The sequence below is a fragment of the Pseudomonas sp. P97.38 genome (assembly GCF_001269745.1).
GTDB classification, from domain to species: Bacteria; Pseudomonadota; Gammaproteobacteria; order Pseudomonadales; family Pseudomonadaceae; genus Aquipseudomonas; species Aquipseudomonas chlororaphis_E.
The window spans coordinates 1-24978 of record NZ_LHVJ01000003.1; the positions used below are offsets into that span (position 1 = coordinate 1).

Here is a 24978-nt window from a genome sequence, read left to right on the forward strand (position 1 = left end):
GCCACCCCGTTAACTTGATGCCGTTTTCATGCGCCTGAACTCTCTGGGAGAGCGGTATTTCAGCGCGCTGTGTGGATGCTGCTCGTTGTAATGTTCGAAAGCGATTGCCAGGTTACGTAGCGCCGTTTCGCGGTTCGGACGAGGCATGTGGGCCACGTAGTCGCGTTTGATGGTCTTCACGAAGCTCTCGGCCATGCCATTACTCTGCGGGCTGCGAACCGGCGTCGTGACAGGCTGCAAGCCGATTTGCTGTGCAAAGAGCCGAGTCTGCTCTGCGATATAGGCCGAGCCATTATCGCTCAGCCACTGCACAGGCGTGCTGGGCAGCTGATCGCCAAACCGCTTCTCCACGCTTTCCAGCATCAAGTCGCGAACATCGTCGCCACTGTAGCCTGTCGGGCTGGCGACCCAGCCAATCGCCTCTCGGTCGCAGCAGTCCAAGGCGAAGCTCACACTCAACTTGGCGCCGTCGTCGCAGCGAAATTCAAACCCATCGGAACACCATCGGGTGTTGCTAGTAGCAACAGCAACGCGACCTTCATGCTTTCGAGCAACACCAGGCTGTTTTACACGACGTGCCAGCAAAAGTCGGTGGTCACGCATCACGCGGTAGACCCGCTTCACATTGATTGTAGGCAGTGCCAACTGCTCGCGGGATCGGCGTAGCAGGCCCCACATTCGGCGATAACCATACGTGGGAAGATCACCGAGATGCTCCCGAATTTCTGCAACTACAGCCGTATCGTCTGAATGCCGAGCACGCCGGGCCTTTGGCTGCGCGCCTTGTTTGAGCCGAACCGTTAACTGAGAGCGCGACACACCGAGACTTTCGCTGACCAGCTTCACTGGTCGTCCCCCGGCAACAAGGGTGAGTGCGCAATCCATTTTCGCGAGCGAGCGATCTCCACGGCCTCTTTGAGCACTTCTGCTTCCATGGTCTTTTTGCCAAGCATTCGCTGAAGTTCGCGGATTTGCTTCAACGCGTCGTTCAGCTCAGAAGCTGGAACGACGGCCTCGCCGGCACTGACCGCCGACAAGCTGCCTTCCTGATAAAGCTTGCGCCAAAGGAAAAGCTGGTTGGCATTTATGCCGTTGCGCCTGGCGACCACCGAGACGCTTTGCCCGGGCTCCAGGCTTTCGCGCACCATGGCCAGCTTTTGCTCGGGACTCCAGCGCCGACGGCGCTCCTGGCCAAGCAGTTCGCCGCCACCCTTGTCGTTGCTGTTAGTCATAAACATACCCGTTTGCCTATCCCTTATCCTAAGGGGGAAACGGTGTCCTGTCTTTCAAGGGGCTCGTTCAGCATTTCTCTCCGCCATCGTACGGCGTCGTTGATATACTTAGGCACGAAGCAGCACGTATCAGGGCCGTATATGCGATTGCCTGGTAAAAGGATATCTTTGTCCAACTGATAACCGATGATGCAGTTCTTGTCGAACCATACTTTAAAATCAGAGTATCTGTGCCAGCATTCAGCTACGCTGCAATCGAAGTAGGTTGCACGTGACCTAGTTGAATTGTCGTTGTAGCAGCAGTCAAGTATCCTATCCCACACATTGAATGACCAGTCGTCGGCAGCTGGAGTTACTGCGAAGTCATTTATACCCATGCCATACAATAAGATGTCTTTCGGTTTGATTGTGGCGATTTTGGGGAGGTTGAATAAAATCGGAGCGTAGTCTGGGATATGGGTTTTCGATCCTCTGCCATGGGTTGTGAGAGTTTGTTTTACTTGTGACGCGTCAGTCATATGGTCTCCTTGTTGTGTTGTTGGTTGTATCCTCTGCAAAGTTGGACCGTTTAGCAGGTCCGCTAAGTAGATTTCTCTTTAATATTAAGAGTTTGTGCAAGTCCTTACGTTTCGAGGCTTGCAGCAAGATTCTTGCGTAATTTTTTTGAAAAAGTGATGTAAGCTATACCGCGACTTTTAGTACGCTCTCGGCAATAGCTGATCTGTCGCCTGTTGGGTTCAGATACCAGTCCTTCATATACCGCTCCTGCGCGTGATCATCACCCCTGAAGATCAGTCTAGTATTGATCACCAGCTTGATCTCGCCCTTCCGAATATCACCTTTCCTTGATGTGCTGACCCGTACCATGTTCGCATCGATCAAGGTGCACAGCTTCTTCATCAGATTCGATTCTGTTGTACTCAATGCTTTCGCCAGATCAGCTTGAGGCATGATGATGATGTTATGGTACTGAACCAGCCCGTGCAGCATGCGAAGGGTGTTCATCATCGGCAGTGTGATACGACAATCCACACCTGTACGGCGCCAAACGCCATGGGCAAAATCTTGCTCGTCGAGCAGTGAGTGCAGCGTATGTGCAGGCAGCTTGCGTCGGTCAACGTGCTTCAAGAACGCATCGAGATCGTCAGCACTTCGACACTTACTCAGTTCAGGTTGGTAGTCAGGGCGTTCGGAGAACACCGAGGGCTTGTCGTCGTAGCCGAAGATTTCGCCGGTTGCTGAACTGATCAACAGTCCATCGACGTGAAGAAAGGGTGTTGCGGTAAAGGCTGGGCGTTTGAGCACCATTATTCATTCTCCTATCCAAGTTCATTCCATAGGCATCCTCTCGGGTTGTGCCGGTTAGTTTATCGACGCCCACAAAAAAGCCCCATCTAAAACGCTGCATGAACAGTGTTCGCGTGAGGCTCTTCGAGATATCGGTCTGTCCATCGAGACAGGCGAGCATAATGCCCTTTTCCACGGTCTGTGTCAAGGTCTAGTTGACGCCGACCTACTTTTATGAGTCGATAGGGTGAAAGGGTGGCTTCTTGCTACTATTTCAGTAGCGCTTACACGTAGTTTTGGACGATCAATATCCCTCTCAAGCAAAGGAATGTATGTCACAGGTCTCGATCCCCCATGTTGCCTTTCTACTACTTGATCCTCAGCCAACAGCTGTGGCGCCAGCACTCCTCGTTGACGCTCCTAGGGTTCTCCCAGAGCTTTATTTCGACGATGAACACCACGGGCTGATCTACTGCCCTGAATGCGGTGTCAAGTGCGGTAGACGTCCTCGCAAGACTCCAAAACGAAAAGATGGGGTCCCTGCGTTCTACTTCCATATGCCCGGATTCGAAACGGTCGAATGCCCTCACAGGAAGAAAGCCAGTGCAGGAGGAGGGGACGGAGATAGCGGCAAAGAGAAGAGAGCCATCAACCTCGTCACATTCGCAGGTTGGAAGACCTTGGCGGAAAATGAAGAGGATGAAGACGAAGACGAACAGGACCAAAACCCGCGTAAGAGGAAAGAGGTGCAGGGCGGTTCATCGGTGAATGGTCGTGGGTTTGAAAACTTTTTCGATGCCGATGGGAATTTGCTCAACCCAGGACACTTTCATACTGTAGGTAGGTTGGTGCGACTAGCTCAGATAAACCTTGATATTGCTATCCAGTTTGAAGGTGAAGATGCTATCAGGTTGCGTGATCTCATAGTCTCTATCGAGAAAGCCCAGCGCAATATAAGTCAGTACTTAGGGAAAAGTTTCCTATTTTTCGGTCAACCTACCTCCATCATAAAAGGTCGGTTTAATCGAATCTTCTTTAACTTCCAATCACCCCAGCATGAGCTCAGCGGTCATTGTGAGTTGGATATCTTCGAAAGTCGGGGCTGGCAGACTTTTGAGCGAGATCGTTATTATCTCTTCTATGGTCGTGTCGAGGGCAATGAAACTCATTCTATTGTTAAGGTGCTGGAGTCGGGCCAGATAGATCGAGTCCCATCCACAGCCCGCGACCTATTCAATGGTCTGCGTTAATGCGTCCGGATATAGAAGCTTTATCGGCTTTCTCGGATTGGAAACTTTTGTTGGGTGATAAGTAAGAAATAAAAGTAATGCAGCTCAAAAACTTTTATTTGTGTAGAGGAACGCCCCTTGCTTAGCCCAGACGGTCACTTCACCTCGTAAACACTGGGCGGAATGGAAGTGGGTGATTGGGGCATGACGAATTCAGTGCAGGTTATGCTTGGGTTTATCGATGGTTTATGACGAGTTTTCGGTGTCGCCACCAGCCCCAACAACACAGTCACTGCCCCCCGCCTACGAACAATTCCCGAAGCATCTCCGCGATGGTCTCAATGGGCACACCTGAATCGTAGACATCAAAAGTTATCGTGCCCGACGGTAACCCTTGCTTAGGTGAGGTTTTTGTCTCCGGAAGGGGGGCACGGGGATATGGGCTGTCGTAACGCTCAAATTGTTGTGTTCCCCGGATGCGCTGCGCTGGTTGGCTTTCAGACGAATAACTCAGTTAACATTCGCGACATTGGGCAAGTACAGTTACAGGTGAGGCATGCAGACGGACATCGCAAAGCAGGGTTCTGGATTGAAGAAAATTGCAGGGTGGACGGTCGCAACTATCGCAGCTGTGCCTGTGACAAAGATGGTCGAGAGCTACTTCGACGTTTCGTTTTTTACCTCAATGTTCGCGGCGGTGGGAGCTTGGGTGTCGAGCGTTGTCAGTTCGCTGGGGCAGACGATCCCCGTGCAACTGTGGTTTTTCTGGGTTGTGTTGATCGTGCCCTCATTGCTGGGAGCACTGGGAGTCTGGAGTTTTGTGGTTAAGCGTCTTGACGTGAGTGCTGCGAAGGCTGAAGAGAAAATGGCATATGCAAAGGCGCGGGACTCTATCGGGAAGCTGAACGCTGTAGATGCCACGCTAAATGCGACCATGAAGGAACTGGAAGTCACACGTAAGAAGCTGGAAATTACTGAATCGGAGCTAGCTGAAGCTGTGGCGAAAATTGCTGACCTACAGACTCCGAAGGTACAACCGCTCACCGAGTCTCACCATATAGTCCTTGCCGGTATCATGATTTACGACAATGCCGACAAACCTTGCTACGTGAGAGACCTCAGCCAAAAGATCAAATTCACGATGGTTCAGACTGAGGGCGCCGTTGATGTGCTTGTGAAGCGTAAGCTTGTTGATGAGTATTACACCAACGGTGGCAGGGGCGTTTCTTTGACCGCAGACGGTCGGGCATACGTTCTGCACCCAGATTTCGATATGTCTCATCTGCCTTTGTGATGAGACCCTCTGACAGGCGTTTTCAGGCTTCCAGGGAAGGGAGCTTGGAGATTGCTGCCAGCTTCTGTGCCGTGCTCGCACCTTGTGAGTAAACATCGAAGGTCACGGTTCCAGTTTCATGACCTACCAGTTCAGCGATTAGCGTACCTTGCACTTCAGCCCTGACTAGCTGAGTGATGACCGTTTTACGGATCGAATGGAATACGTGTTGGGGACCGTAACCTTGAGCTTCCTTGAGCCTGCCAAACGCCTTAGAGAGCGCGTCAGACCGTATTGCGTACTTGTTCTTGCTATCGGAGGGGATGAGGAAGCCGTCTTTCGAATCCTCCTTCAAACGCTTAACAATGCTCGATAGGGCAGGGTGTACAGGTACGACGCGGATGCCCGCTGTGGTCTTCGAATCAACAATGTCGAAGCTCTCGATTCCATCCGGCTCAATCAGGTGCTCAACCCTCAACTGGCAAAGCTCCTCAATGCGGGCGCCTGTGTACGCACCCAAGAGGATCAAGTCAGCCAGTGTCGTGTGGTCAGCAGCTAACGCGGCAGCGTGAAGCTCTGCAATTTCTTTCGGCTGGAAGTCTTTTCGCTGACGGTCTGCACGTTCCTTACCACGGGTTTGCGGTAGCTCATGGTTTTCGAATGGGTTGGCCTTATCCTTGTAGTCTTCACGCCAGCGAATGTCGTGCTTCATCGCCCATTTCCAAAAGACGTTACCTGCCAGCAAGTATTGTGTGAGGGTCTTGCTCGCCAGCTTGAGGGAGTCGAGCCACGCTGACACGGCGTCGAAGTCGAGCAGTTTCCCTTCTTTTGTCAGATATGCCGACAGTTTCTCTAGCTTCGACTGCTGCTGATCTATCGTCTTGGTGGCAACATTCCGTGCTTCACGGTACTGACGGAAAGTGGCGATGCGTTGTTTAGTAATCGGGGACTTGACCTTGTGGGTGGTCGGGTCAGCCAGGATTGCTTGCGCCTCTTCGGCTTCAGTCGCAGAGAAGTCGTTCTTGTGAGCAATCAATCCGCCCCACATCTCCAGCACCATCTTATGAACGAAGTCATGGGCGGCGAGTTCGCCATCCTTCCCCTGCATCGCGTAGACAGCCTCAGCCTCTGCTTGGCGACGTCGCCCACCTTCGGTATCGCTGAAAACGAACTGCCTAAACTCTTCTAGGTGGGCGGGATCAATGTCCAGCGGTGACGCTATCGTTTCGCCAAGGGCCGTATCGATCTTCATTTGGCGGATGATCTGGTTGAAGTTTTGAGCATCCTCTGCAACACGGTCTTTCCAACCATCACCACGGCGGCTTCGCTTGTCACGGGCTGCCTTGAACTGAGCTTTCCAATCAGCGAGAACGGAGAGGCGACGGGTCATTGCCTCTGATCGAAGACCGGTCTTCAGTGATTGGATAAGGACTGTCTTCCCACCCATGGCACTCTGTACGTCAACAGGAACGGCAAGGCGGACGTACCACGTGGATTCGCCCTTCTTCTGGATCAAATTGTCAGCCATGGACACGCCACTGTAGAATGAGAGGTATACAACGAATTGTACTACTCATTTGTACTACTATTGAAGCTGTAAGCCGCGTATTGCCGTGGTTAAAGGGGTTGAGGGTAATGTATGGTGAGTCCCTATCTCTCCGCCATTATTGAATACGATTAAGCCCCTGAAATGGTTGAACATTTCAGGGGCTTTTTCGTTTTTCGGGTTTGAGTGATTCTAGTGCGCATTGTTTTGCGCATTACTTTACGTATACTCAGGGTGCGCGCCTAAGCAGCGACGTTAACAAATGAATTGAGGCAACTAGCGCATGAGTGCACTTCTAGACCGAGCTGAGCAGGCAGTCTCCGCTACCGCGATGGTTCGCGGTTTCAGTGCGAAATTGAAGGAAGTCACCAGTGGGGAGGTCACCCACCTGGTGATTTTCAAAGACAACGAGCCGGCTGCTGTGTTGGTAGGCGTAGATGCCTATCAAGCCCTGCAGGATGAGCTTGAGGATCTGCGTGCCGAGCGCCTGGCCATCGAGCGTCTGGCAACCTTGGACGAACAGAACACAGTAAGCCTTGAGAGTATGGAGGCTTGCTTCAAGTAGGCAGCAGCTAATGAAATGGAGCGTCCGATTTCACCCCGATGTTGAACATGACTTGAAACAGCTGGGCAATGCCAAGGCGAAACAAATCCTGAAGGTGATACGCGAGCGTATTTTAGAAGGAGAGCCCGAGAAGATCGGTAAGGCCCTTCGTGGAGCGCTTGCCGGTTATCGCCGAATTCGGACGGGTGATGTACGCATCGTCTATCGCATCAACGGCACCGAAATTATCTTGGTCCTGTGTGTAGGCGCAAGACGCGACGATGAAGTTTATGAAGTCGCCAACCGTCGAGTCTGACCAAGCTCTTGTTTTGACATAATTGATAGCACCAAGCCCCTGGAAATGAACATTTCAGGGGCTTTTTCGTTTCTGGCGTTTGATTTTCAGGCGGTGATCTCGTCACGACGCCACGGACTTGGGGCAAGCGCGGATCAACGCAACCCGATACCCGACTTGCCAGCAGTTCGCTCAGATCGATCACCTGCTCAATACCCGGCGCCGCATGCCGACGTGCCCCTTCAAGGTCGAATACTAAGGTGCCGCTTCACAGCCCAGCGGGAGCAAGCACCCACGCCACGCCAATTCCCGGCGTAATCCTCTGCGCATGTCACCATCCTGTGACAATTGCGCTAATGTCTCTCTAGCAGAAGGCTTGCCTGCCGATAGGTAAGACATACCCTAAAAAGGAGTGACCTCATGCCACGGTTCTTCGCCGATCTGGGCTTTCGCTGGAAAATCACCCTGCCCATTGCTTTCCTGGCGTTGTTGCTGGTGTTGATGGGGTGGTCGGGGATGCGGGGCATTGGCCAGGTGACGGAGTCGAGCACGCAATTGACCAACCGTTATCTGCCGGCGATCAGCCTGCTGCTCAACGCCGATCGCGACCTTTACCAGGCGTTTGTCGCCGAACGCAGCCTGCTGGGGGGTAATGCGGGGGAGCATCTGGAGGCGTTGCGGGCCAGTCATCGGGACAACCTGAAGCAGGCTTATGATCGCGTGCAGAAGTACGCCGCGATGCAACCGGGGGCCGATGCGATGGCGCTGGTCAGTCAGTTCAATGACCGCTTTGCCCAGTGGTCGCAACTGTCACGGCAGGTGGTCGAGCAAGCGGCGAGCAATCCACAGGCGGCCAGTGCCCTGAGCTTCGGCGAGGGTGAAAGTAAATTCGATACCATGCGCGATGCCATCGACAAGCTCGGTGAGTTGGAGGATGCCGCGTCGCAACGCGAGGGTCAGGCGGCAATTGATCATGGTGAAGCGGTGGGGGTGCAGCAGGGCGGCATTCTGTTGATTGGGTTGCTCGGCTGTATGGTGTTGATTGCGGTCTTGCCCTTGGTGGTGTTGCGTCCCATGCGGCGTTTGTTGCACCGCGTCGAGCAGATTGCCGAGGGCGGTGGCGACCTGAAGGGGCGCCTCGAGGTGGGCTCGGCGGATGAGCTGGGCCAGCTCGGCAGTGCTTTCAACCGTTTCCTCGACAAGCTGCAACCGCTGATTGCCGAGGTGGGCCGGGTGTCCGGTGAGGTCGATTCAGCGGCACGCGCCATGGCGAAGATGGCGGCGACCAATGATCAACTGATCAGCAGTGAACATGCCGCCCTCGACCAGGTCAGCACCGCGGCGACCCAGATGAGCGCCGCTGTACACGAGGTGGCCCACAATGCGGTGAGCGCGTCCGACGCCGCACAGCAGGCCAGCAGCCAATCCCGTGATGGCACCGAGGTGGTCAACAGCACCATCGACTCGATTCGGCAACTGGCCCAGGAAGTGGAAAGTGCGTCGTCTACCATCGAGGCCTTGGCCCAGGAAACTTCCAGCATCGGCGCCGTGCTGGAGGTCATCCGCGGGATTGCCGAGCAGACCAACCTGCTTGCGCTGAACGCAGCCATTGAGGCCGCTCGGGCCGGGGAGCAGGGCCGCGGTTTCGCTGTCGTGGCGGACGAAGTCAGGGCCCTGGCGGCGCGCACCCAGGATTCGACCAAGGACATCCAGGTTCGCATCGAGCGTCTGCAATCGGGCGTCGCCAAGGCCGTCCAGGCCATGCAGGTAGGCAGCGGCAAGGCCCGCGACAGTGTCGCGCAGGCCGCCGGGGTCGATCAGGTGCTCAGCGGTACCAGCGGCTCGATCCAGCGGATCAACGACATGGCTGCGCAAATCGCCAACGCCTGCGAGGAGCAGAGCAGCGTCACCGAGGAAATCGCCCGCAATATTTCCGATATCCGTGATTTGTCCAACGAAGCGGCGCAGAACTCTGCCCAGAGCATGCAGGCCAGCCAGCAGCTTTCCACCCTATCGAAGAACCTGGCGCAATTGACGGGGCGTTTTCGCGTTTGAGACCGTGGCCCCGGGATCGTGCGTCCTGGAGCCCTCCAACGGTCAGATCTCCTTTACGGGTGTCTCGCCCTGGACGTTCTTGATCAGCCCGATGGCATGCATGCAGTCGGCCTTGTTCACATAGGATTCGCCGCTGGCGATCGTTTCATGATTGCCGGCCCTCAAGCGCCAGCGCCATTGGCCTTTTCCGGTGCAAAGGGTGCCACGGGTTTGCCGGTAGATTTCAAAGTACATCGATTCGCTCCCTGCGATGATTCAGTCAAGACATGTGGTGCACATGTGGCTCACAGCCTAGCCAAGCTGCCGGATTTGGCTACGTGAAAATCGTTTCCATTGGTTATCGGGTACGTCCGGGCGCAGGCTCTGGCGAACGGCTCGACCATGAGTGGAAAACAAGTCATGTTGCGGCCGGCGAGTCTGTGGCAAGTTCCGGTTTCATCCTTGCGTTGCCCTGGCCGGTCCTGCTTAATACGGTTCGACACGGGCCTCCTCCAATGAAGGCCTGAGGGCCGGTAACCTGAGGTGGGGCTGTCCGACAGGTCCGAAAACACTATAAGAAAAAGAGCCATCAAGTGACTGAATATCCAGGAACGGATCTGCAAGGACGTCTAGCGCTTTCGCTTGTCATACCGGTTTACAACGAAGTCCAGTCCATCGACTTGTTCATCACCAGTATCGACCAGGTCTTTGTCCATGAATCGCTGGTGGACCTGGAACTGGTGTTCGTCAATGACGGCAGCGTGGACGACACCCTGGTGCTGCTGCTGGAACGGCAGAAGACCGACCCGCGTATCCGCGTTGTCGACCTGAGTCGCAACTTCGGCAAGGAGGCGGCATTGAGCGCTGGTCTGCAAGCCGCGCGCGGCCAGGCGGTGGTGCCGATCGACGTCGATCTGCAAGACCCTCCCGAGGTCATTCTCGAAATGATCACGCACTGGCGCAACGGTGCCGAGGTGGTGCTGGGGCACCGGGTCAACCGCGACTCCGACTCCTGGGCCAAGCAGGTTTCTGCCAACAGCTTCTACCGCCTGCACAATAAAATCGCCGATCACAAGCTGCCGGAAAACGTCGGTGATTTCCGCTTGATGGATAGGTGCGTGGTCGATGCCTTGCAGACGTTGCCCGAGTCCCGGCGCTTCATGAAAGGGCTGTTTGCCTGGGTCGGGTTCCGCACCACCTACGTCGATTACGTCAGGCCTGAGCGTGCCGCCGGCCACAGCAAGTTCAACGGCTGGCGCCTGTGGAACTTCGCCCTCGAAGGCATCACCAGCTTCAGCACTGAACCGCTGCGCATCTGGACCTACCTGGGGCTGTGCGTCTCGTTGGTGTCTTTCGCCTTTGCGGTGTTCATCATCCTGCGGACCCTGATTTCCGGCATCGACTTGCCAGGTTATGCCTCGCTGATGGTGGCGGTCACGTTCCTCGGTGGGTTGCAATTGATCGGCATCGGCGTGCTGGGGGAGTACCTGGGCCGCACCTACATCGAATCCAAGCGTCGACCGGTGTTCCTGGTGCGACGCATCTATGACCCTAAGGACTGAACCGTGGATCTCAAGGAAACCGATATCCTGGGGCCCGATATCGGGCAGCACTGGTATTACCGTTCCAAGGCGCTCGCCATGCGCCACCTGCTCAAGGGCATTTCGGCCCGTACGTTGCTGGATGTGGGCGCCGGGTCGGGGTTTTTTTCCCACCATCTGCTGACCCATACCGACACGGCCCAGGCGTGGTGCGTGGACATCAGTTACCCGGACGATTCCGATGCCACCACCGCCGGCAAACCGGTTCATTATCGACGCGCCATCGACACGCTGGACGCCGACCTGGTGTTGCTGATGGATGTGCTGGAGCATGTGGACGACGACGTCGGGTTGCTCAAGGGCTATGTCGACAAGGTGCCGTCCGGCAGCCGTTTCCTGATCACCGTGCCGGCGTTCCAGCTTCTCTGGAGCGGCCACGACGATTTCCTCGAACACAAGCGCCGCTATACCCTCGGGCAATTGGAGGGCGTCGTGGCGCAGGCCGGGTTGCAGGTGCAGCAAGGCGCCTATTATTTCGGCCTGGTGTTCCCCATTGCCGCCGGCCTGCGGCTGGTGCAGCGCAGCACGTCCAGCGAGGCGCCCAAGTCCCAGCTGGCGCGGCATCATCCGTGGGTCAACGGTGTGTTGAAGGCCTTGTGCAGCCTGGAGCGCCCGTTCATGGGCGCCAATCGTCTCGCCGGCCTGACGGTGTTCTGCCTGGCGCAGAAGCCGTGACCTGGATGCATTCGCCGTTGCTACGCCGTGCCCTGCGTTTCGCCCTGACGGGCCTGCTCGTCACCGCGATACACGTGGTGGCCGCCGTGGCGTTCATGCACCTGGTCCTGGCGAGCCCGCCGCTGGCCAATGGTTTCGCCTTTGTAGTCGCCACTCTCGTTTCCTACCTGATCAACACCCTGTGGAGTTTTTCCAGCCAGTTGCACGGTCGCACCCTCGCTCGTTTCGTGGTGGTGTCGATCGGCGGGTTCTGGCTGGCGATGCTGGTGGCCTGGGTGGCCCAGAGCGCCGGCCTGGACTACCTGGCGGGCATCGCGGCCGTGGCGCTGATCATCCCGGTGTTTACCTTCATCCTGCACAATTTCTGGACCTATCGATGACCGTTCGCGGCCGCCATTACTTGCTTTCCCTATTGCCCCTGCTGCTGGGGGCGCTGGCATTTCTGCTGGTCATCGGCCCTCGGGTGCTCGACCCGACGAACATTGCCTGGCTGGGGGAGGGCGATGCGGCGACTCACTACTTGGGCTGGGCCTTTTTCCGCCATTCGCCCTGGACTTTTCCACTGGGTATGAACCCCTCCTATGGGTTGGAGTTGGGCAACGGGATCATCTTTTCCGATTCCAACCCGCTGCTGGCGTTTATGTTCAAACCTTTCAGTGCCTGGCTCCCGGACACCTTCCAGTATTTCGGTTTTTGGTTGCTGGCCTGTTTTGTCCTGCAGGCCTGGTTCGCCTGGAAACTGATGGGGTTGTTGTCGTCCTCGGTGTGGGTGCGGTTGCTGGGGACCGGCCTGTTCGTGTTTTCGCCGCCGATGTTCCTGCGCATGGGCGGGCACCTGTCGTTGTCCGGGCATTTCCTGATCCTGGCGGCGCTGTACCTGGCGCTGCGCCCCGGTGTAGAGAAGCGTTCGCTGGCGTGGGGGGCGTTGCTGGCGGCAACGGCGTTGGTGCATGCGTACCTGCTGGCGATGGTGGCGTTGATCTGGCTGGCGGACCTGGCGACCCGAACCCACCAGGGCACTTTGTCGCGGCGCCGTACCGGGATCGAGCTGGCGGGCCTGTTTCTGCTGGTTGCGTTCTGCTGCTGGCAGGCGGGTTATTTCAGCGTGGGCGGCGGGACCGTGGCAGGCGGTTATGGCCTGTATCGCCTGAACGTCATGTCGCTGGTCAACCCCAGCGGCTGGTCGCATGTGTTGCGGGATATGCCCCAGGGGCCGGGGGATTACGAAGGCTTCAATTACCTGGGCTTGGGCATCCTGGTGCTGGCGATCTGCGCGGGCGTGGCCCTGCTGCAAGGCGATACGGGGCTGGGCAGGGCCGTGCGTAACCGGTGGCTGTTGCTCGTGGCGCTGATCGGGTTGACGCTCTTTTCGCTGACCAACCACCTTGGCATCGGCCTGCTTGAGGTGCATTACTGGCTGCCCAAAAGCCTTGAACAAGCGGCGAATGTGTTTCGCGCGGCCGGTCGGATGTTCTGGCCGGTGTTCTACGCCATCGTGTTTGTCGTGATCTTCCTGGTGATTCGGGGCAACAGGCCGCGGGCGGCGGCATGCCTGCTGGCCATCGCCCTGGTGGTCCAGGTCCTGGATACCCATGCCGGCTGGGCTGGCCTGCGCAAGAACCGGATGCAGCCCGCCGCGTCGAGTTGGCCGACCTCGATGAGCGATCCGTTCTGGGCCAGCGCAGCCGGGCATTATTCGAAGGTCCGCACGTTGATGCCGCAGAATCAGCCGGAGAACTGGTTGCTGACCAGTCAGTACGCCCTGAGCCATGGGCTGGGAACCGATGGCGTGTACTTGGGGCGCATGGGCACCCGCGAGATCGAACAAGCCCAACGGCGCGCCGACCAGATGCTTGCCAGCGGTGAGTATGAGGCGGACTCGCTGTACATCCTCGACAGCCGCGCCGCGCTCCTGGCGGCGAAAACCGTTCATCGCCAGACCGACCTGCTGACCCGTGTCGATGGCTTGGTGGTCCTGGCACCGGGCTGGAAGTCCTGCGCCCAGTGCCGGCCATTTGCCGATGAGACGTTGGAAGTGCAAGCCCAGCTTGGTGAGCGCCAAGTGTTCAACCGCGCCAATGCGATGCTGACCAGTGGCTGGGGGCGTGTCGAGGATTGGGGCACCTGGTCCGAAGGCATGGCGGCTGAGGTGGTGTTACGCGTACCACCCCAGGCCCGCGGGATTGCCATTGAAGCGGCGGCCTTCATCCAGCCCCGGCATACGAGCCAGCGGGTCGAGGTTTCGATCAATGGTGTCGCGGTGCTGTCGACGCGGCTTACTCGCTTGCAGGACAACACCCTCGAGCTGCCGCTGACACCTGCCATTCGAGAGACGATGGGAGTGGAAGGCCAGGTGCGCGTGCAATTCCATTTGCCCGACGCAACCAGCCCCAAGGCGTTGGGGCTGGGGACGGATGAGCGAGTCCTGGGGCTGGGGCTGAAATCCCTGACAGTGAACTGAATACTCATCCTGTAGGAGCAGACCTGTGGGAGCCTAGCCGCGAAAGCGGTGTCAGCCGATGGAGATGTTGGATAGACCGGCCCCTTCGCGGGCAAGCCCGCTCCCACAGATTGGTCGTTGGCGGGCACGGGATGTGTGTTCGCCGTAAATCCCCTGTGGGAGCGGGCTTGCCCGCGAAGGCGGTGTGTCAGTCGGCGGAGATGTTGGCCAGGCCCGGCCCCTTCGCGGGCAAGCCCGCTCCCACAGATTGGTCGTTGGCGGGCACGGGATGTGTGTTCGCGTAAATCCCCTGTGGGAGCGGGCTTGCCCGCGAAGGCGGTGTGTCAGTCGGCGGAGATGTTGGCCAGGCCCGGCCCCTTCGCGGGCAAGCCCGCTCCCACATTTTGATCGTTGGCGGGCACGGGATGTGTGTTCGCCGTAAATCCCCTGTGGGAGCGGGCTTGCCCGCGAAGGCGGTGTGTCAGTCGGCGGAGATGTTGGCCAGGCCCGGCCCCTTCGCGGGCAAGCCCGCTCCCACATTTTGATCGTTGGCGGGCACGGGATGTGTGTTTACCGTAGATCCCCGGTGGGAGCCTGTGGATGATCGAAACCGCGCGCTTGGACCTTTTGTGGATAGACGTGCAACCCTCGGCGTTTCTACACTGCATCCAGTTCGGGATTGGGAGCTGTGGATGAATCGCAACGAATTGCGCAAGGCCGACATCAACCTGATGGTGGTGTTCGAAACGCTGATGCTCGAACGCAACGTCACGCGGGTGGCGGAGAAGTTGTTCCTGGGCCAGCCGACCATCAGTTCGGCCCTGAACCGTTTGCGCAAGATGTTCAACGACCCGCTGTTCATTCGCGTCGGCCATCGCATGGAGCCGACCGCCCGGGCCGAGGAGATCATCCGGCATTTGTCGCCGGCCCTGGACTCGCTGTCGGTGGCCCTGAGCCTGACACACGATTTCGACCCCGCCAGCAGCACCATGACGTTTCGCATCGGCCTGTCGGACGACGTCGAGTTCGGCCTGCTGCCGCCCTTGCTGAGCAGCCTGCGCCAGGAAGCGCCGCAAATCGTGTTCGTGGTCCAGCACGTCGACTACTGGCGCATCCCCGACCTGCTGGCATCGGGTGACATCACCGTGGGCATCAGCCAGACGCGTGGGCTGCCGGCCAATGCCAAGCGCAAATTGTTGCGACACATCCAGCCCCGGGTATTGCGCGCCGATGCATCGGACACGCCGCTGACCCTCGACGAATACTGCGCGCGCCCGCATGTGCTGGTGTCCCATACCGCCAACGTGGCCGGTTTTGCCGACGAGTGGCTGGCCGAGATCGGTCGGACGCGCCAGGTGGTGCTGTCCGTGCCGCAGTACAGCGCGTTACCGGCGCTGCTGGCAGGCACGGACCTGATCGCCAGCCTGCCGGATTACACCGCCGCGGCGATGGCTGCATCGGGCCAGTTGTTCAGTGAACCCTTTCCCTTCAAGACCCCCACCCTGGACTTGTCCATGGTCTGGCTGAGCCATGTCGACAGCGACCCGGCCGAGCGCTGGCTGCGATCCCGGCTGGAGGCGTTCATGGGCGAGCGCATCGCGCCAGGGCGTTCCTGAGCTCGCCGGACGACGCAACAAAAAACTGCCGCATAGGCGAAAGTCGAGCTATGGTTGCCAGGTTTCATCACCTCGTCATTCTCGAACCGGAGTCGAATACATGCCCCACCTGCACATGGAGTACACCGCCAACCTGCCCGAGCTCAAGCCCGAGGTCGCCCTGTTGCGCCTCAATAATGCGCTGGTGGCGTCCGGTCAGTTCGCGGCGGAGTCGGACATCAAGAGCCGAGCCATGAAGGTGGAAACGTTTCGGGTCGGCACCGGTCTGGGCGAGCGCGCTTTCGTGCACGTGAAGCTGGCGCTGTTGAGCGGTCGCTCGCCGGAAATCAAGAAGCAGTTGGCCGACAGTCTGCTGGCGGTGATCCAGGAGCTGGGTCCTTGGCCGGAAGGCGTGTCCGTGCAACTGTGTGCGGAAATCCTCGACATCGATCGCGGCCCGTACGCCAAGGCCTTGATCGAGCGTTGAGCGTCGGGCGCCTTACCCGGCGCAGGCCTTGATGATCTGTTCGCGCAGCCAGGCATTGGCGCTGTCCTGGTCGGCGGCCTGGCTCCATTGCATGTTCAAGGTAAACCCCGGCAGCCCCTTGGGCACTTCGTGGTGATTGAAGATCGCCTCGTTCGCCAGCAGCTTCTGGATGCGGCGCGGCAGGGTCAGGATGAAGTCGGTGCCGGTGATCATCTTCAACGCGGCGCTGTAGCTGTTGGCTCGCGCGGCAATCTGGCGCTGGTGCGCCTGTTGCGAGAGCCAGCCGTCCACCATGTTGCTGGATGACATCCAGGGTGTCGGAAAAACGTGCCGGCGCTGTACGAATGATTGAAGGCTCAGTTGCGGCTCCAGTGGCGTCGCCCGCTTGTCCACGACACACACCAATTCTTCCTCCAGCAACTGCCGGGATTTGAAGTCGGCATGGTTGCTGTGGAAGTTCGGACCGAAGCAGATCACCAGGTCGAGGCTGCCGTCTCGCAGTTCTTCGGCAGGAATATCGGCTTCGAGCTTGTGCACGTTGACCACCACGGGCAGGTCGGCGTAGTCGAAGCTTCGCAGCAACTGCGGCAGGATCACGTGTTCGAAATACTCCGGCGCGCAGATATTGAACGTGATGGCCTGCCGGGTCGGATCGAACGTAGGCGTACCGGCATGGCACAGGTTGATGCTTTGCAAAATGGCGCGCACGTGGTCGTACATGCCCTCGGCCTTGTAGGTAGGACGCATGCCGGTGCGGGTGTTGATAAACAGCTCGTCTTCGAAGCAGGTTCGCAGTTTCTTCAGGCAGTAACTGACAGTGGACTGGCTGACACACAGCGCCTCGGACACGCCGGTGACGCTGCTTTGCTCGTACACGGCGCTAAACACCATGAGGTCTTGCATATCGAGCTTTCTGAGGGAGTTACTGTTCAGCATCCTTTCTGTCTCTCGCTGTGCTCCTTGCGCGGATCTTGCGCAAACCAGGCTGATGATCGTAACGGAACGATGGTCCCAAGAGAATGCCGGGCAGGCCGTTTCACGGTCGGCAGTGGGACACATAATGTAGGGAATACGACGCGTCGATCAACGCCCGGGTCGATGAGTCATTGTTTAGCTCGGCCCGATCCGAACTCCATCAAATCAATGTTTAACGTCTGTAGGTTGTCGTGGGACGCTGCTTGGATCTGTTTTCCAGTGATGCGCTCATGGACGGCTGGCCTTCAGCAAACCCGTACTCGTCACCGACTGCCCTGGGGCCGCGCTGCGTCGCGACGCCCTCGCTGAGCGCGCTGCCTTCGGAACTGGCCTTCTGGGCACTCTGGCATTGTCGCCATGCCCGGCCTCCGGACTGCCGTATTTCCTGTTGATCCCTTCACGGTGCTTGCCCATGCGAGCACGGGTTGACGGCGCCTGGGCGCCTGTCCGACATGACCATACGAGCCTTTCGATGAACCTTGCCAAGACACCCTTCGCGTCAGTGCAGCACGCCGACGCCTTCCTCACCGAAAACCCCGATATCGAACTGTTCGAGCTGTTCATTCTCGACAACAACGGCGTGCCTCGCGGCAAATTGTTGCACCGGGACGAATTGCGGGCGGTCTACACCAGTGGCCGGCCGCTGCCCAGCACGATTCTCGGGCTGACCCTCAATGGCGACGACGTGGAAAACTCCGGGCTGGTGTGGGACGTCGGTGACGTCGATTGCCGGGCCTATCCCCTCAGCGGCAGCTTGCAGCGCCTGCCCTGGCGGTTGATCCCCACGGCTGCGGTGCAGGTCAGCATGCACCCCGAGGAGGGAATGTCCGCGACCGTCGCCGATCCACGCTACCTGCTCAGCCGGGTGATCGCGGCCTTGCAGGCGGACGGCTATTACCCGGTGATGGCGGCGGAGCTGGAGTTCTACCTGCTGGACGCGCAACGCGACAGCCAGGGGCGGCCGCAACCGGCGCGGGATGCTGACGGTGCTCGCCCGAGTGCCACCCAGGTCTACGGTTTGCGTGAGCTGGAGCAGATCGAACCGTTCCTGGCGGACCTGTATGCGGCATGCAAGCTCCAGGGGATTCCCACCCGGACCGCGATTTCCGAGTACGCGCCAGGCCAATTGGAGATCACCCTCGAGCATCGCGCCGATGCCTTGCAGGCCATGGACGAAGCGGTGCGCTACAAGCGGCTGGTCAAGGGCGTGGCGCATAAACACGGCATGGCCGCGTGCTTCATGGCCAAGCCCTTCGCCCACCTGGCAGGTTCCGGCCTGCACATGCATGTCAGCCTGGCGGACGAGAAGGGCCACAACCTGTTCGCCAGCGAAGCCGCCGAGGGCACGCCGCTGTTGCGCCATGCGGTGGGCGGGATGCTCGAAACCTTGTTCGACTCGTTGCTGATGTTCTGCCCGAACGCCAACTCCTACCGACGCTTCCAAAGCCACAGCTACGCGCCGCTGGCGGCGACCTGGGGCGTGGACAATCGCACCGTGAGCCTGCGGGTGCCGGGCGGTCCCGCTTCGTCCCGGCACATCGAACACCGCGTCTGCGGTGCAGACGCCAACCCGTACCTGGCGGCCGCGGCGATATTGGCCGGTATCCATCACGGTATACGCCGGCAGTGCGATCCCGGGGCGCCTATCGAAGGCAATGGTTATGCCCAGGCGACCGCGTTGTTGCCCACCGACTGGCTCACCACCCTGGGTGCCCTGGATGCCTCGACCTGGGCGCGTGAAGCGTTTGGCGATGAGTTCCTCAATGTTTATCTGGCGGTCAAGCGCGCCGAGTACCGCCAGTTCATGGGGGAGGTGGGCGAGCAGGACTGGCGTTGGTACTTGCATCACGCCTGACGCCCGGGCAAGCCGCACGGGGGCATGCGCCCCTGCGGCGTGTTGGGTAAAAAATTATTTAATAGCAACTTTTTCACGAAAAATTGATGGTGGCCTACTTAAAGTTTGTGTTGCCGTAGGGAATGAATTTTTCACATTCACCTGCGGCACTTCTTTTTCAAAGAGCAACTTTCAGGAAACCGTCAATCATCATGCCGACTATTAAAGCCGTGCGCCCGGAGTGGGTGACACTGGTGGCCAGTGCCTTCTTGTTAGTGGGCTTCAACATTGTGCTCTGGCAACACTTGCTGGCGATCACCACGGCGGACGCCCGGGGCCTGCTGATGTGCCTGGCCTTTGGCGTGATGATCTTCTGCGCCTTCAACCTGGTGTTGACGCTCGTGGCGTTCCGGCCGCTGCTCAAGCCGGTGTTGATACTGCTGTTCATGATCAGCGCCGGCGTGGCCTATTTCATGGCGCAGTATGGCGTGCTGATCGATGCCGGGATGCTGCGCAACTTTGCCGAAACCAATGCCACGGAAGTCCGCGACCTATTGTCGCTGAAGTTGTTTGCCTACATCGTCTTACTGGGTGTCGTGCCGTCCTGGTTATTGTTCAAGACACCGATCAACTATCGTCGCTGGCCAAGGGAGTTATTAAGTAAGTTGTTGGTCGGCGTGGCGTCGGCGGCGGTGATCGGTGGCGTCGCGTTGGTCAACTACCAAGGGTTGTCGTCGTTGTTTCGCAACCACCACGAATTGCGCCTGATGGTCGTGCCCAGCAACTACATCGGGGCGACCGTCGGCTACTTGCGCGAACAGGTCGCATCGGCCAAGCAACCCTTCATCGCCGTGGGCGAGGACGCCAGCCGCAACCCGGCCTGGCAAACCCACGGGCGCAAATCCCTGACGGTGCTGGTGGTGGGGGAGAGCGCCCGGGCCGAGAACTTCGGCATCCTCGGCTACAACCGCGACACCACCCCGAACCTGGATAAGGAAGCCGGTCTGATCGCCTTCACTGATGTACATTCCTGCGGGACCGAGACCGCCGTGTCGGTGCCGTGCATGTTCTCCAACATGGGGCGCAAGAACTACGACGCCAGCAAGGCCAGGAATGAAGAAGGCCTGCTGGACGTGCTCAAACGTGCCGGGCTGGAGGTGATCTGGCGCGACAACCAATCCGGCTGCAAGGGCACCTGCGACCGCGTCACGTTGCAGGATGTGAGCAACCTCAAGGATCCGGCGCTGTGCGCCAACAGCGAGTGCCGCGACGAAATCCTGTTGCAGGGTCTGCAGCACTTCATCGACAACCTCGACAAAGACACCGTGCTGGTGCTGCACCAGATGGGCAGCCACGGGCCGGAGTACTTCAAGCGCTACCCCAAGGAGTACGAGCACTTCACTCCGGTGTGCGAGAGCAATGCGCTGAACAATTGCAGTCGCGAGAGCATCGTCAACGGCTACGACAATACGTTGGTGTACACCGACCATGTGCTGTCGACGCTGATCGACCTGCTGCGGGCCAACCAGGACAAGGTCGACACGGCCATGCTCTACCTGTCGGACCATGGCGAGTCCCTGGGCGAGTACAACCTGTTCCTCCATGGCACGCCCTACATGCTCGCCCCGGAACAACAGAAGCACGTGGCGATGCTCGCCTGGTTTTCCGACAGCTATCAGAAGGCGTTCTCGGTCGACACCCATTGCTTGCAACTGAGCCGTGAGAAACCTCTGAGCCAAGACAACCTGTTCCATTCGATGCTCGGGCTGCTGGAGGTCAGCAGCAAGGTCTACAACCCGGACCTGGACCTGTTCGCCAATTGCCGCGGCGCGGTCATCGACGGCGTGTTGGCGCGCGAATGAGTGCCTACACCTTTTTTTCACGCGACGCCGGTTAACCTGTCTGTCATCCATTTCCCAAGAGCCGTTCGTATGTCCGCGCTACCCCCTTCCACCGTCGAGCTCGAGTTCGCCAGGCAGCACGACCAGGAGCATGCGCAGGTCTGCTGCCAACCGGCGCCTCGACGGCTGCGCCTGGCGTTCTGGCGGGATGAGCACATGGTGCGCAACGCCCTGAAAATGGCCGGTGAACCGGGGTTGGTGCTGGATGTGGCGTGCGGGGCCGGGCGGTTCTGGCCGGTGCTGGCCGAGCACGCCAACCGGGTGATCCTGGCGGCGGACCCATCGCCGGACATGCTCGAGCACGCGCTCACCCACCATGGTGGCGCGCTGCTCCAGCGGGTCAGGACATTTCCCAGTTCGGCGTTCACCATCGGGCTGTCGGCGAACGCGGTGGATTGTATTTTTTGCCTGCAACTGTTTCGGCACGTCAGCGCCAGCGAGCATCGCCTGGCCTTGTTGCGCGAGTTTTATCGGGTCAGCCGCGACACGGTGATCGTTTCGGTGCAGATCGAGGGCCGTCTGAAGATCGGCCATTCTTCGCCGCGCAAACTCGCCGGCAAGGCGGACATCGAGGCCGAATTCCGAAAGGCCGGTTTCACCGTTGTGTGGCACCAGGATTTCCTGCCCGGTTTTGCACTGACGCGGGTATATGTATTGCGTAAGACCAGTTAGTTCGTAATGTAGGACTATTCTTGCGTTTGCGCGGGCAATTTCTCTCAGGCTCTGGCTCTACGAATGCTCGCAATCGCCGGCGGCGATATATACTGCGCGCCATTCTTCAAGGGAGAGCCGTGTGGCCATCGATATTCACTGGATTCGCGACAACGATAGCCTCGGTCAGTTTTGCGCCGAATGGCAGCAGTTGCCCTTCGTCGCCCTCGACACCGAATTCATGCGGGTCGACACCTTTTACCCGATTGCCGGCTTGCTGCAGATCGGCGATGGCAAGCGCGCCTACCTGATCGACCCCTTGACCATCGACAACTGGCAACCCCTGGCCGCACTGCTGGAGAACCCGGCGGTGCTCAAGGTGCTGCACGCCTGCAGCGAAGACCTTGAAGTGCTGCTGCGCCTGACCGGCAGCCTGCCCGCGCCGTTGTTCGACACCCAACTGGCCGCCGCGTACCTGAACCTGGGGTTCTCCATGGGGTACTCGCGCCTGGTGCAGGACGTGCTGGGGATCGACCTGCCCAAGGGTGAGACCCGTTCCGACTGGTTGCAACGGCCCCTGTCCGAGACGCAGATCAGCTACGCCGCCGAAGATGCGCTGCATCTGGCGGAAGTTTTCGTACAGCTGCGTCCGAAACTGTCCGATGAAAAATACGCCTGGGTCCTGGAGGATGGTGCCGAGCTGGTGGCCAACCTGCGTCGCGAGGTCGACCCGTATGAGGTGTACCGCGAGGCCAAGCTGGCCTGGAAACTCTCCCGCGCCCAATTGGCCGTGCTGCGCGAGCTGTGTGCCTGGCGCGAGCGTGAGGCGCGCGCCCGCGACCTGCCGCGCAACCGCATCATCCGCGAGCATTCGCTGTGGCCCCTGGCCCGCACGCAGCCGGATAACCTCGGGGCGTTGGCTAAAATCGAAGACATGCACCCGCGCACCGTGCGTCAGGACGGCGAGTTCCTGCTGGACCTGATCCAACGCGCCGGCAGCGTACCGCCCGACCAATGGCCGCCGGCCGTGGCCGAGCCGTTGCCGATCGAGGCCGCGGCCCTGGTCAAGCGCTTGCGGGCGTTGGGACAGGCCGAAGCCGAACGCCTGGGGATTGCCCCGGAGCTGATGCTGCGCAAGAAAACCCTCGAAGCCCTGATCAAGAGCGGCTTTCCCGAGGGCCCTTACCAATTGCCCGATTCGCTGCGTGGCTGGCGCCGCGAATTGATGGGCCAGGCGCTGCTCGACAGCCTGGCCACTGCCGGAGAACAGCCTTGAAACGTATCTGCTCCATCTACCGAAGCTCGAAGAAAAACGAGATGTACCTGTATGTGCTCAAGAGCGATGCACTGGCGCGGGTCCCCGAGCCATTGATGGCGGCCTTCGGCAAGGCGATCCATGCCTTTGACCTGGTCCTGACCCCGGAGCGACAGCTGTCCCGGGAGGACATCAACCGGGTGCTGGAAAACCTCGATACCCAGGGCTACCACTTGCAGATGCCGCCTGCCGAAGACGAGTACATCGAGCATCTGCCCGAAGAGTTGCTGCGCCGTAACGACCCGGTCTGACAGGTACCCCGAGGCCCCGTCCTGGGGCGCTTGAAACACTGGAATGGATTTATCGATGATGACCGCAGGGCGGGAAACACTCCGCCGGCGGTCGTCTGTACTGTTTTTGAAAGGTTTGATTCATGCGCGTTCTGATTGCCGAACACGATCATGCGGTATACGCCCAACTGCTGCGCCAGGCTGCCCCCGATCTTGAAGTCCTGACCAGCGGCGATTCCGCCGAACTGTCGCGGCTGGCCGCCGATTGCCCGGTCTGGCTCGGCCAGCCCGACCTGCTCGCCACACTGTTGCGCCAAGGCCACCGCCCGCAGTGGTTGCAATCGACCTGGGCCGGCATCACGCCGTTGCTTGCCGAAGGCTTGACCCGTGACTACCGCCTGACCCGAGCGGTGGGCATTTTCGGTCAGGTGATGGCCGAATACGTGCTCACCTACATGCTCGGCCATGAGCGCGAGGTCCTGGCGCGCCTGGTCAGCCAGGTGGAGCGCAAGTGGGACAATCGCCAGGGACAGGGCCTGGTGGGGCGCAAGGTGTTGATCGTCGGTACGGGCGATATCGGCCAACGCGTGGCGCAGTTCCTGCTGCCGTTTGGCGTGCAGTTGTACGGCATCGCCAGCGAGGCCCGCGAGCTGGCGCCGTTCGTCGAAGTGGGGGCGCTGGAGGATCTGCCGCGGCTGGTGGGGGAGGCGGACTACGTCATCAACCTGCTGCCCAACACGCCCGACACCCATGATGTGTACGATGCGGCGTTGTTCAAGCAGTTCAAGCCCACCGGCCTGTTCATCAACGTCGGACGCGGCGTGGCGGTGGTGGATGCGGACCTGGTCGAGGCCCTGAAGGAAGGGCACCTGGCCGGCGCGGTGATCGACGTCTGCCGCCAGGAGCCGCTGCCGCAACGCCACCCGTTCTGGACTGCCTGGGGCCTGCTGCTCACCGGCCACAGCTCCGCCCCGACCTCGCCACCGATGATGGCGCAGCTGTTTCTGGAAAACTTGCGGGCCTACCAGGCCGGCGAGGCACTGCGCGGGGAAGTGGATTTCACTCGGGGTTACTGAAAACCGCCGACCAATCTTGTGGGAGCGGGCTTGCTCGCGAAGGCGATGTGTCAGTCAACATTGAGGTTGGCTGAACCCCCGCCTTCGCGAGCAAGCCCGCTCCCACAGGGGGATTGAGTGGTGGGCTACAGAGTGAAATCGCCTTCGGCCACCAGTTCGCTCAACGGCCGGCGCGGGCTTGGGGTTTCGCGGGCCTGAAGGTACTCGGCCAGGGTGGATTTGTCCCCCAGCTTGCCAATCGCCACGGCCGCGTGCAGGTCGTAGCCCTCGGGGATCTTCAGCTCCTGACGGGTCAGTGCCTGATCGAACCCGGCCATGCCGTGGGTGTGCCAGCCGCTGAGGCTGGCCTGCAGCGCCAGGTGGCCCCAGGCCGCGCCGGTGTCGAAGGTGTGGCTCTGCGCCGGGGTTTCTTCGGTGGCGCCGGGCACGGCGAAGGTGGTCTTCGACACGATGATCACCAGCGCCGAGGCGTGCTGGGCCCAGCTGCGGTTGAATTCGTTGAGCAGGCCCAGGAAACGCTCCCAGTTCGGCGTGTCCCGGCGCGCGTACAGGAACCGCCACGGTTGCGAGTTGTAGGCCGATGGCGCCCAGCGCGCGGCTTCGAAAAAGCCCAGCAGGGTGTCTTCGGCAATGCTTTCGCCCGTGAAGGCGCGGGGCGACCAGCGTTCGATGAACTGCGGATGAATGGCGTAATCGGCGATGCGGGAATTGGCGCTCATGGCTCACCTGACAGGGCTGTTTGGAAAATGTCGCAACAA

At 59.4% G+C, this 24978-nt stretch carries 23 protein-coding genes and 2 pseudogenes; 18 read left to right on the forward strand and 7 right to left on the reverse strand.

The features are described from left to right. Positions 1–9: 9 nt before the first annotated feature. Together AD664_RS26720 and AD664_RS00050 are read right to left on the reverse strand one after the other, a co-directional pair. A protein-coding gene (locus AD664_RS26720) for an IS3 family transposase (RefSeq protein WP_217510060.1) occupies positions 10–1232 on the reverse strand; the annotation gives its coding sequence in 2 pieces (ribosomal slippage) (positions 10–884 and positions 884–1232; 1224 coding nt in all). A 681-nt stretch (positions 1233–1913) separates the two neighbouring features. Continuing rightward, positions 1914–2540, reverse strand: a complete 627-nt coding sequence (locus AD664_RS00050; RefSeq protein WP_053143546.1) for a hypothetical protein — start codon at positions 2538–2540, stop codon at positions 1914–1916. A gap of 311 nt (positions 2541–2851) precedes the next feature. Here AD664_RS00050 and AD664_RS00055 point away from each other — a divergent pair, with 311 nt between their 5' ends. Next, on the forward strand, positions 2852–3769 hold the full coding sequence (locus AD664_RS00055; RefSeq protein ID WP_256206976.1) for a hypothetical protein: 918 nt from the start codon (positions 2852–2854) through the stop codon (positions 3767–3769). A 535-nt stretch (positions 3770–4304) separates the two neighbouring features. Next, the gene (locus AD664_RS00060; RefSeq protein ID WP_053143550.1) at positions 4305–5042 is read left to right on the forward strand and encodes a hypothetical protein; all 738 of its coding nucleotides are present in this window, start codon (positions 4305–4307) and stop codon (positions 5040–5042) included. Between the two features lie 22 nt (positions 5043–5064). On the opposite strand, the gene AD664_RS00065 is transcribed toward AD664_RS00060, so the two are convergent. Beyond that, positions 5065–6549 carry a site-specific integrase gene (locus AD664_RS00065; protein ID WP_053143552.1) on the reverse strand — a complete coding sequence of 495 codons (1485 nt, stop codon included), beginning with the start codon at positions 6547–6549 and terminating at the stop codon, positions 5065–5067. A gap of 349 nt (positions 6550–6898) precedes the next feature. On the opposite strand from AD664_RS00065, the gene AD664_RS00070 reads away from it, so the two are divergent. Both AD664_RS00070 and AD664_RS00075 read left to right on the forward strand, forming a co-directional pair. Further along, positions 6899–7132, forward strand: a complete 234-nt coding sequence (locus AD664_RS00070) for a type II toxin-antitoxin system Phd/YefM family antitoxin (RefSeq protein ID WP_221178971.1) — start codon at positions 6899–6901, stop codon at positions 7130–7132. A 10-nt stretch (positions 7133–7142) separates the two neighbouring features. Further along, positions 7143–7427, forward strand: a complete 285-nt coding sequence (locus tag AD664_RS00075; RefSeq protein WP_053143554.1) for a type II toxin-antitoxin system RelE/ParE family toxin — start codon at positions 7143–7145, stop codon at positions 7425–7427. Here the strand turns inward: AD664_RS00075 and AD664_RS28045 are convergent. Beyond that, positions 7357–7653: pseudogene (locus AD664_RS28045) on the reverse strand (hypothetical protein); the annotation flags it as partial. The gene AD664_RS00075 and the pseudogene AD664_RS28045 overlap by 71 nt on opposite strands. Positions 7654–7826: 173 nt before the next feature. Here AD664_RS28045 and AD664_RS28050 point away from each other — a divergent pair. Both AD664_RS28050 and AD664_RS28055 read left to right on the forward strand, forming a co-directional pair. Continuing rightward, positions 7827–8603 (forward strand): annotated as a pseudogene (locus AD664_RS28050) (MCP four helix bundle domain-containing protein); the annotation flags it as partial. 78 nt (positions 8604–8681) lie between these two features. Further along, positions 8682–9461, forward strand: coding sequence for a methyl-accepting chemotaxis protein (locus AD664_RS28055; protein WP_371260930.1), 780 nt, complete (start codon positions 8682–8684; stop codon positions 9459–9461). Between the two features lie 42 nt (positions 9462–9503). Here AD664_RS28055 and AD664_RS00085 read toward each other — a convergent pair whose 3' ends face one another. Then, positions 9504–9695 carry a DUF1508 domain-containing protein gene (locus AD664_RS00085; RefSeq protein ID WP_042729651.1) on the reverse strand — a complete coding sequence of 64 codons (192 nt, stop codon included), beginning with the start codon at positions 9693–9695 and terminating at the stop codon, positions 9504–9506. Positions 9696–10033: 338 nt separating this feature from the next. Here AD664_RS00085 and AD664_RS00090 point away from each other — a divergent pair, with 338 nt between their 5' ends. The 6 genes from AD664_RS00090 (at position 10034) to AD664_RS00115 (ending at position 16238) form a co-directional block, all read left to right on the forward strand. Then, the gene (locus AD664_RS00090) at positions 10034–11002 is read left to right on the forward strand and encodes a glycosyltransferase family 2 protein (protein ID WP_053143559.1); all 969 of its coding nucleotides are present in this window, start codon (positions 10034–10036) and stop codon (positions 11000–11002) included. Between the two features lie 3 nt (positions 11003–11005). Next, complete coding sequence (locus tag AD664_RS00095; RefSeq protein WP_053143561.1) at positions 11006–11716, forward strand: bifunctional 2-polyprenyl-6-hydroxyphenol methylase/3-demethylubiquinol 3-O-methyltransferase UbiG; 711 nt, start codon at positions 11006–11008, stop codon at positions 11714–11716. Positions 11717–11721: 5 nt separating this feature from the next. Continuing rightward, positions 11722–12096: a GtrA family protein gene (locus AD664_RS00100; RefSeq protein WP_053143625.1), complete on the forward strand. Its 375-nt coding sequence runs from the start codon at positions 11722–11724 to the stop codon at positions 12094–12096. Further along, the gene (locus tag AD664_RS00105) at positions 12093–14177 is read left to right on the forward strand and encodes a DUF6311 domain-containing protein (protein ID WP_053143563.1); all 2085 of its coding nucleotides are present in this window, start codon (positions 12093–12095) and stop codon (positions 14175–14177) included. Before AD664_RS00100 ends, AD664_RS00105 begins: the two co-directional genes overlap by 4 nt. Before the next feature lie 671 nt (positions 14178–14848). Continuing rightward, positions 14849–15772: a LysR family transcriptional regulator gene (locus tag AD664_RS00110; protein WP_042729655.1), complete on the forward strand. Its 924-nt coding sequence runs from the start codon at positions 14849–14851 to the stop codon at positions 15770–15772. 100 nt (positions 15773–15872) lie between these two features. Further along, positions 15873–16238 carry a 5-carboxymethyl-2-hydroxymuconate Delta-isomerase gene (locus AD664_RS00115; RefSeq protein ID WP_042729656.1) on the forward strand — a complete coding sequence of 122 codons (366 nt, stop codon included), beginning with the start codon at positions 15873–15875 and terminating at the stop codon, positions 16236–16238. 12 nt (positions 16239–16250) lie between these two features. Here AD664_RS00115 and AD664_RS00120 read toward each other — a convergent pair whose 3' ends face one another. Beyond that, the gene (locus AD664_RS00120; RefSeq protein WP_053143565.1) at positions 16251–17174 is read right to left on the reverse strand and encodes a LysR family transcriptional regulator; all 924 of its coding nucleotides are present in this window, start codon (positions 17172–17174) and stop codon (positions 16251–16253) included. 511 nt (positions 17175–17685) lie between these two features. On the opposite strand from AD664_RS00120, the gene AD664_RS00125 reads away from it, so the two are divergent. The 6 genes from AD664_RS00125 (at position 17686) to AD664_RS00150 (ending at position 24220) form a co-directional block, all read left to right on the forward strand. Beyond that, positions 17686–19068, forward strand: a complete 1383-nt coding sequence (locus AD664_RS00125) for a glutamine synthetase family protein (RefSeq protein WP_053143567.1) — start codon at positions 17686–17688, stop codon at positions 19066–19068. 191 nt (positions 19069–19259) lie between these two features. Next, positions 19260–20909 carry a phosphoethanolamine transferase gene (locus AD664_RS00130; protein ID WP_042729659.1) on the forward strand — a complete coding sequence of 550 codons (1650 nt, stop codon included), beginning with the start codon at positions 19260–19262 and terminating at the stop codon, positions 20907–20909. Between the two features lie 69 nt (positions 20910–20978). After that, positions 20979–21620 (forward strand): class I SAM-dependent methyltransferase, encoded by a 642-nt coding sequence (locus AD664_RS00135; protein WP_053143569.1) that lies wholly within the window; start codon positions 20979–20981, stop codon positions 21618–21620. 121 nt (positions 21621–21741) lie between these two features. After that, positions 21742–22875, forward strand: coding sequence for a ribonuclease D (gene rnd / locus AD664_RS00140; RefSeq protein WP_042729661.1), 1134 nt, complete (start codon positions 21742–21744; stop codon positions 22873–22875). Then, positions 22872–23165, forward strand: coding sequence for a YcgL domain-containing protein (locus AD664_RS00145; protein WP_042729662.1), 294 nt, complete (start codon positions 22872–22874; stop codon positions 23163–23165). Before rnd ends, AD664_RS00145 begins: the two co-directional genes overlap by 4 nt. Before the next feature lie 122 nt (positions 23166–23287). Beyond that, on the forward strand, positions 23288–24220 hold the full coding sequence (locus tag AD664_RS00150; protein ID WP_053143572.1) for a D-2-hydroxyacid dehydrogenase: 933 nt from the start codon (positions 23288–23290) through the stop codon (positions 24218–24220). Positions 24221–24345: 125 nt separating this feature from the next. On the opposite strand, the gene AD664_RS00155 is transcribed toward AD664_RS00150, so the two are convergent. Continuing rightward, positions 24346–24939, reverse strand: a complete 594-nt coding sequence (locus AD664_RS00155; RefSeq protein ID WP_053143575.1) for a nitroreductase family protein — start codon at positions 24937–24939, stop codon at positions 24346–24348. Between the last annotated feature and the right edge of the window lie 39 nt (positions 24940–24978).

Coding starts and splice junctions, on each gene's coding strand:
- AD664_RS00050 (WP_053143546.1), bottom strand. CDS start 2,540: ATGGTGCTCAAACGCCCAGCCTTTACCGCAACACCCTTTCTTCACGTC.
- AD664_RS00055 (WP_256206976.1), top strand. CDS start 2,852: ATGTCACAGGTCTCGATCCCCCATGTTGCCTTTCTACTACTTGATCCT.
- AD664_RS00060 (WP_053143550.1), top strand. CDS start 4,305: ATGCAGACGGACATCGCAAAGCAGGGTTCTGGATTGAAGAAAATTGCA.
- AD664_RS00065 (WP_053143552.1), bottom strand. CDS start 6,549: ATGGCTGACAATTTGATCCAGAAGAAGGGCGAATCCACGTGGTACGTC.
- AD664_RS00070 (WP_221178971.1), top strand. CDS start 6,899: ATGGTTCGCGGTTTCAGTGCGAAATTGAAGGAAGTCACCAGTGGGGAG.
- AD664_RS00075 (WP_053143554.1), top strand. CDS start 7,143: ATGAAATGGAGCGTCCGATTTCACCCCGATGTTGAACATGACTTGAAA.
- AD664_RS28055 (WP_371260930.1), top strand. CDS start 8,682: ATGGCGGCGACCAATGATCAACTGATCAGCAGTGAACATGCCGCCCTC.
- AD664_RS00085 (WP_042729651.1), bottom strand. CDS start 9,695: ATGTACTTTGAAATCTACCGGCAAACCCGTGGCACCCTTTGCACCGGA.
- AD664_RS00100 (WP_053143625.1), top strand. CDS start 11,722: ATGCATTCGCCGTTGCTACGCCGTGCCCTGCGTTTCGCCCTGACGGGC.
- AD664_RS00105 (WP_053143563.1), top strand. CDS start 12,093: ATGACCGTTCGCGGCCGCCATTACTTGCTTTCCCTATTGCCCCTGCTG.
- AD664_RS00110 (WP_042729655.1), top strand. CDS start 14,849: ATGAATCGCAACGAATTGCGCAAGGCCGACATCAACCTGATGGTGGTG.
- AD664_RS00115 (WP_042729656.1), top strand. CDS start 15,873: ATGCCCCACCTGCACATGGAGTACACCGCCAACCTGCCCGAGCTCAAG.
- AD664_RS00120 (WP_053143565.1), bottom strand. CDS start 17,174: ATGCTGAACAGTAACTCCCTCAGAAAGCTCGATATGCAAGACCTCATG.
- AD664_RS00125 (WP_053143567.1), top strand. CDS start 17,686: ATGAACCTTGCCAAGACACCCTTCGCGTCAGTGCAGCACGCCGACGCC.
- AD664_RS00130 (WP_042729659.1), top strand. CDS start 19,260: ATGCCGACTATTAAAGCCGTGCGCCCGGAGTGGGTGACACTGGTGGCC.
- AD664_RS00135 (WP_053143569.1), top strand. CDS start 20,979: ATGTCCGCGCTACCCCCTTCCACCGTCGAGCTCGAGTTCGCCAGGCAG.
- AD664_RS00150 (WP_053143572.1), top strand. CDS start 23,288: ATGCGCGTTCTGATTGCCGAACACGATCATGCGGTATACGCCCAACTG.
- AD664_RS00155 (WP_053143575.1), bottom strand. CDS start 24,939: ATGAGCGCCAATTCCCGCATCGCCGATTACGCCATTCATCCGCAGTTC.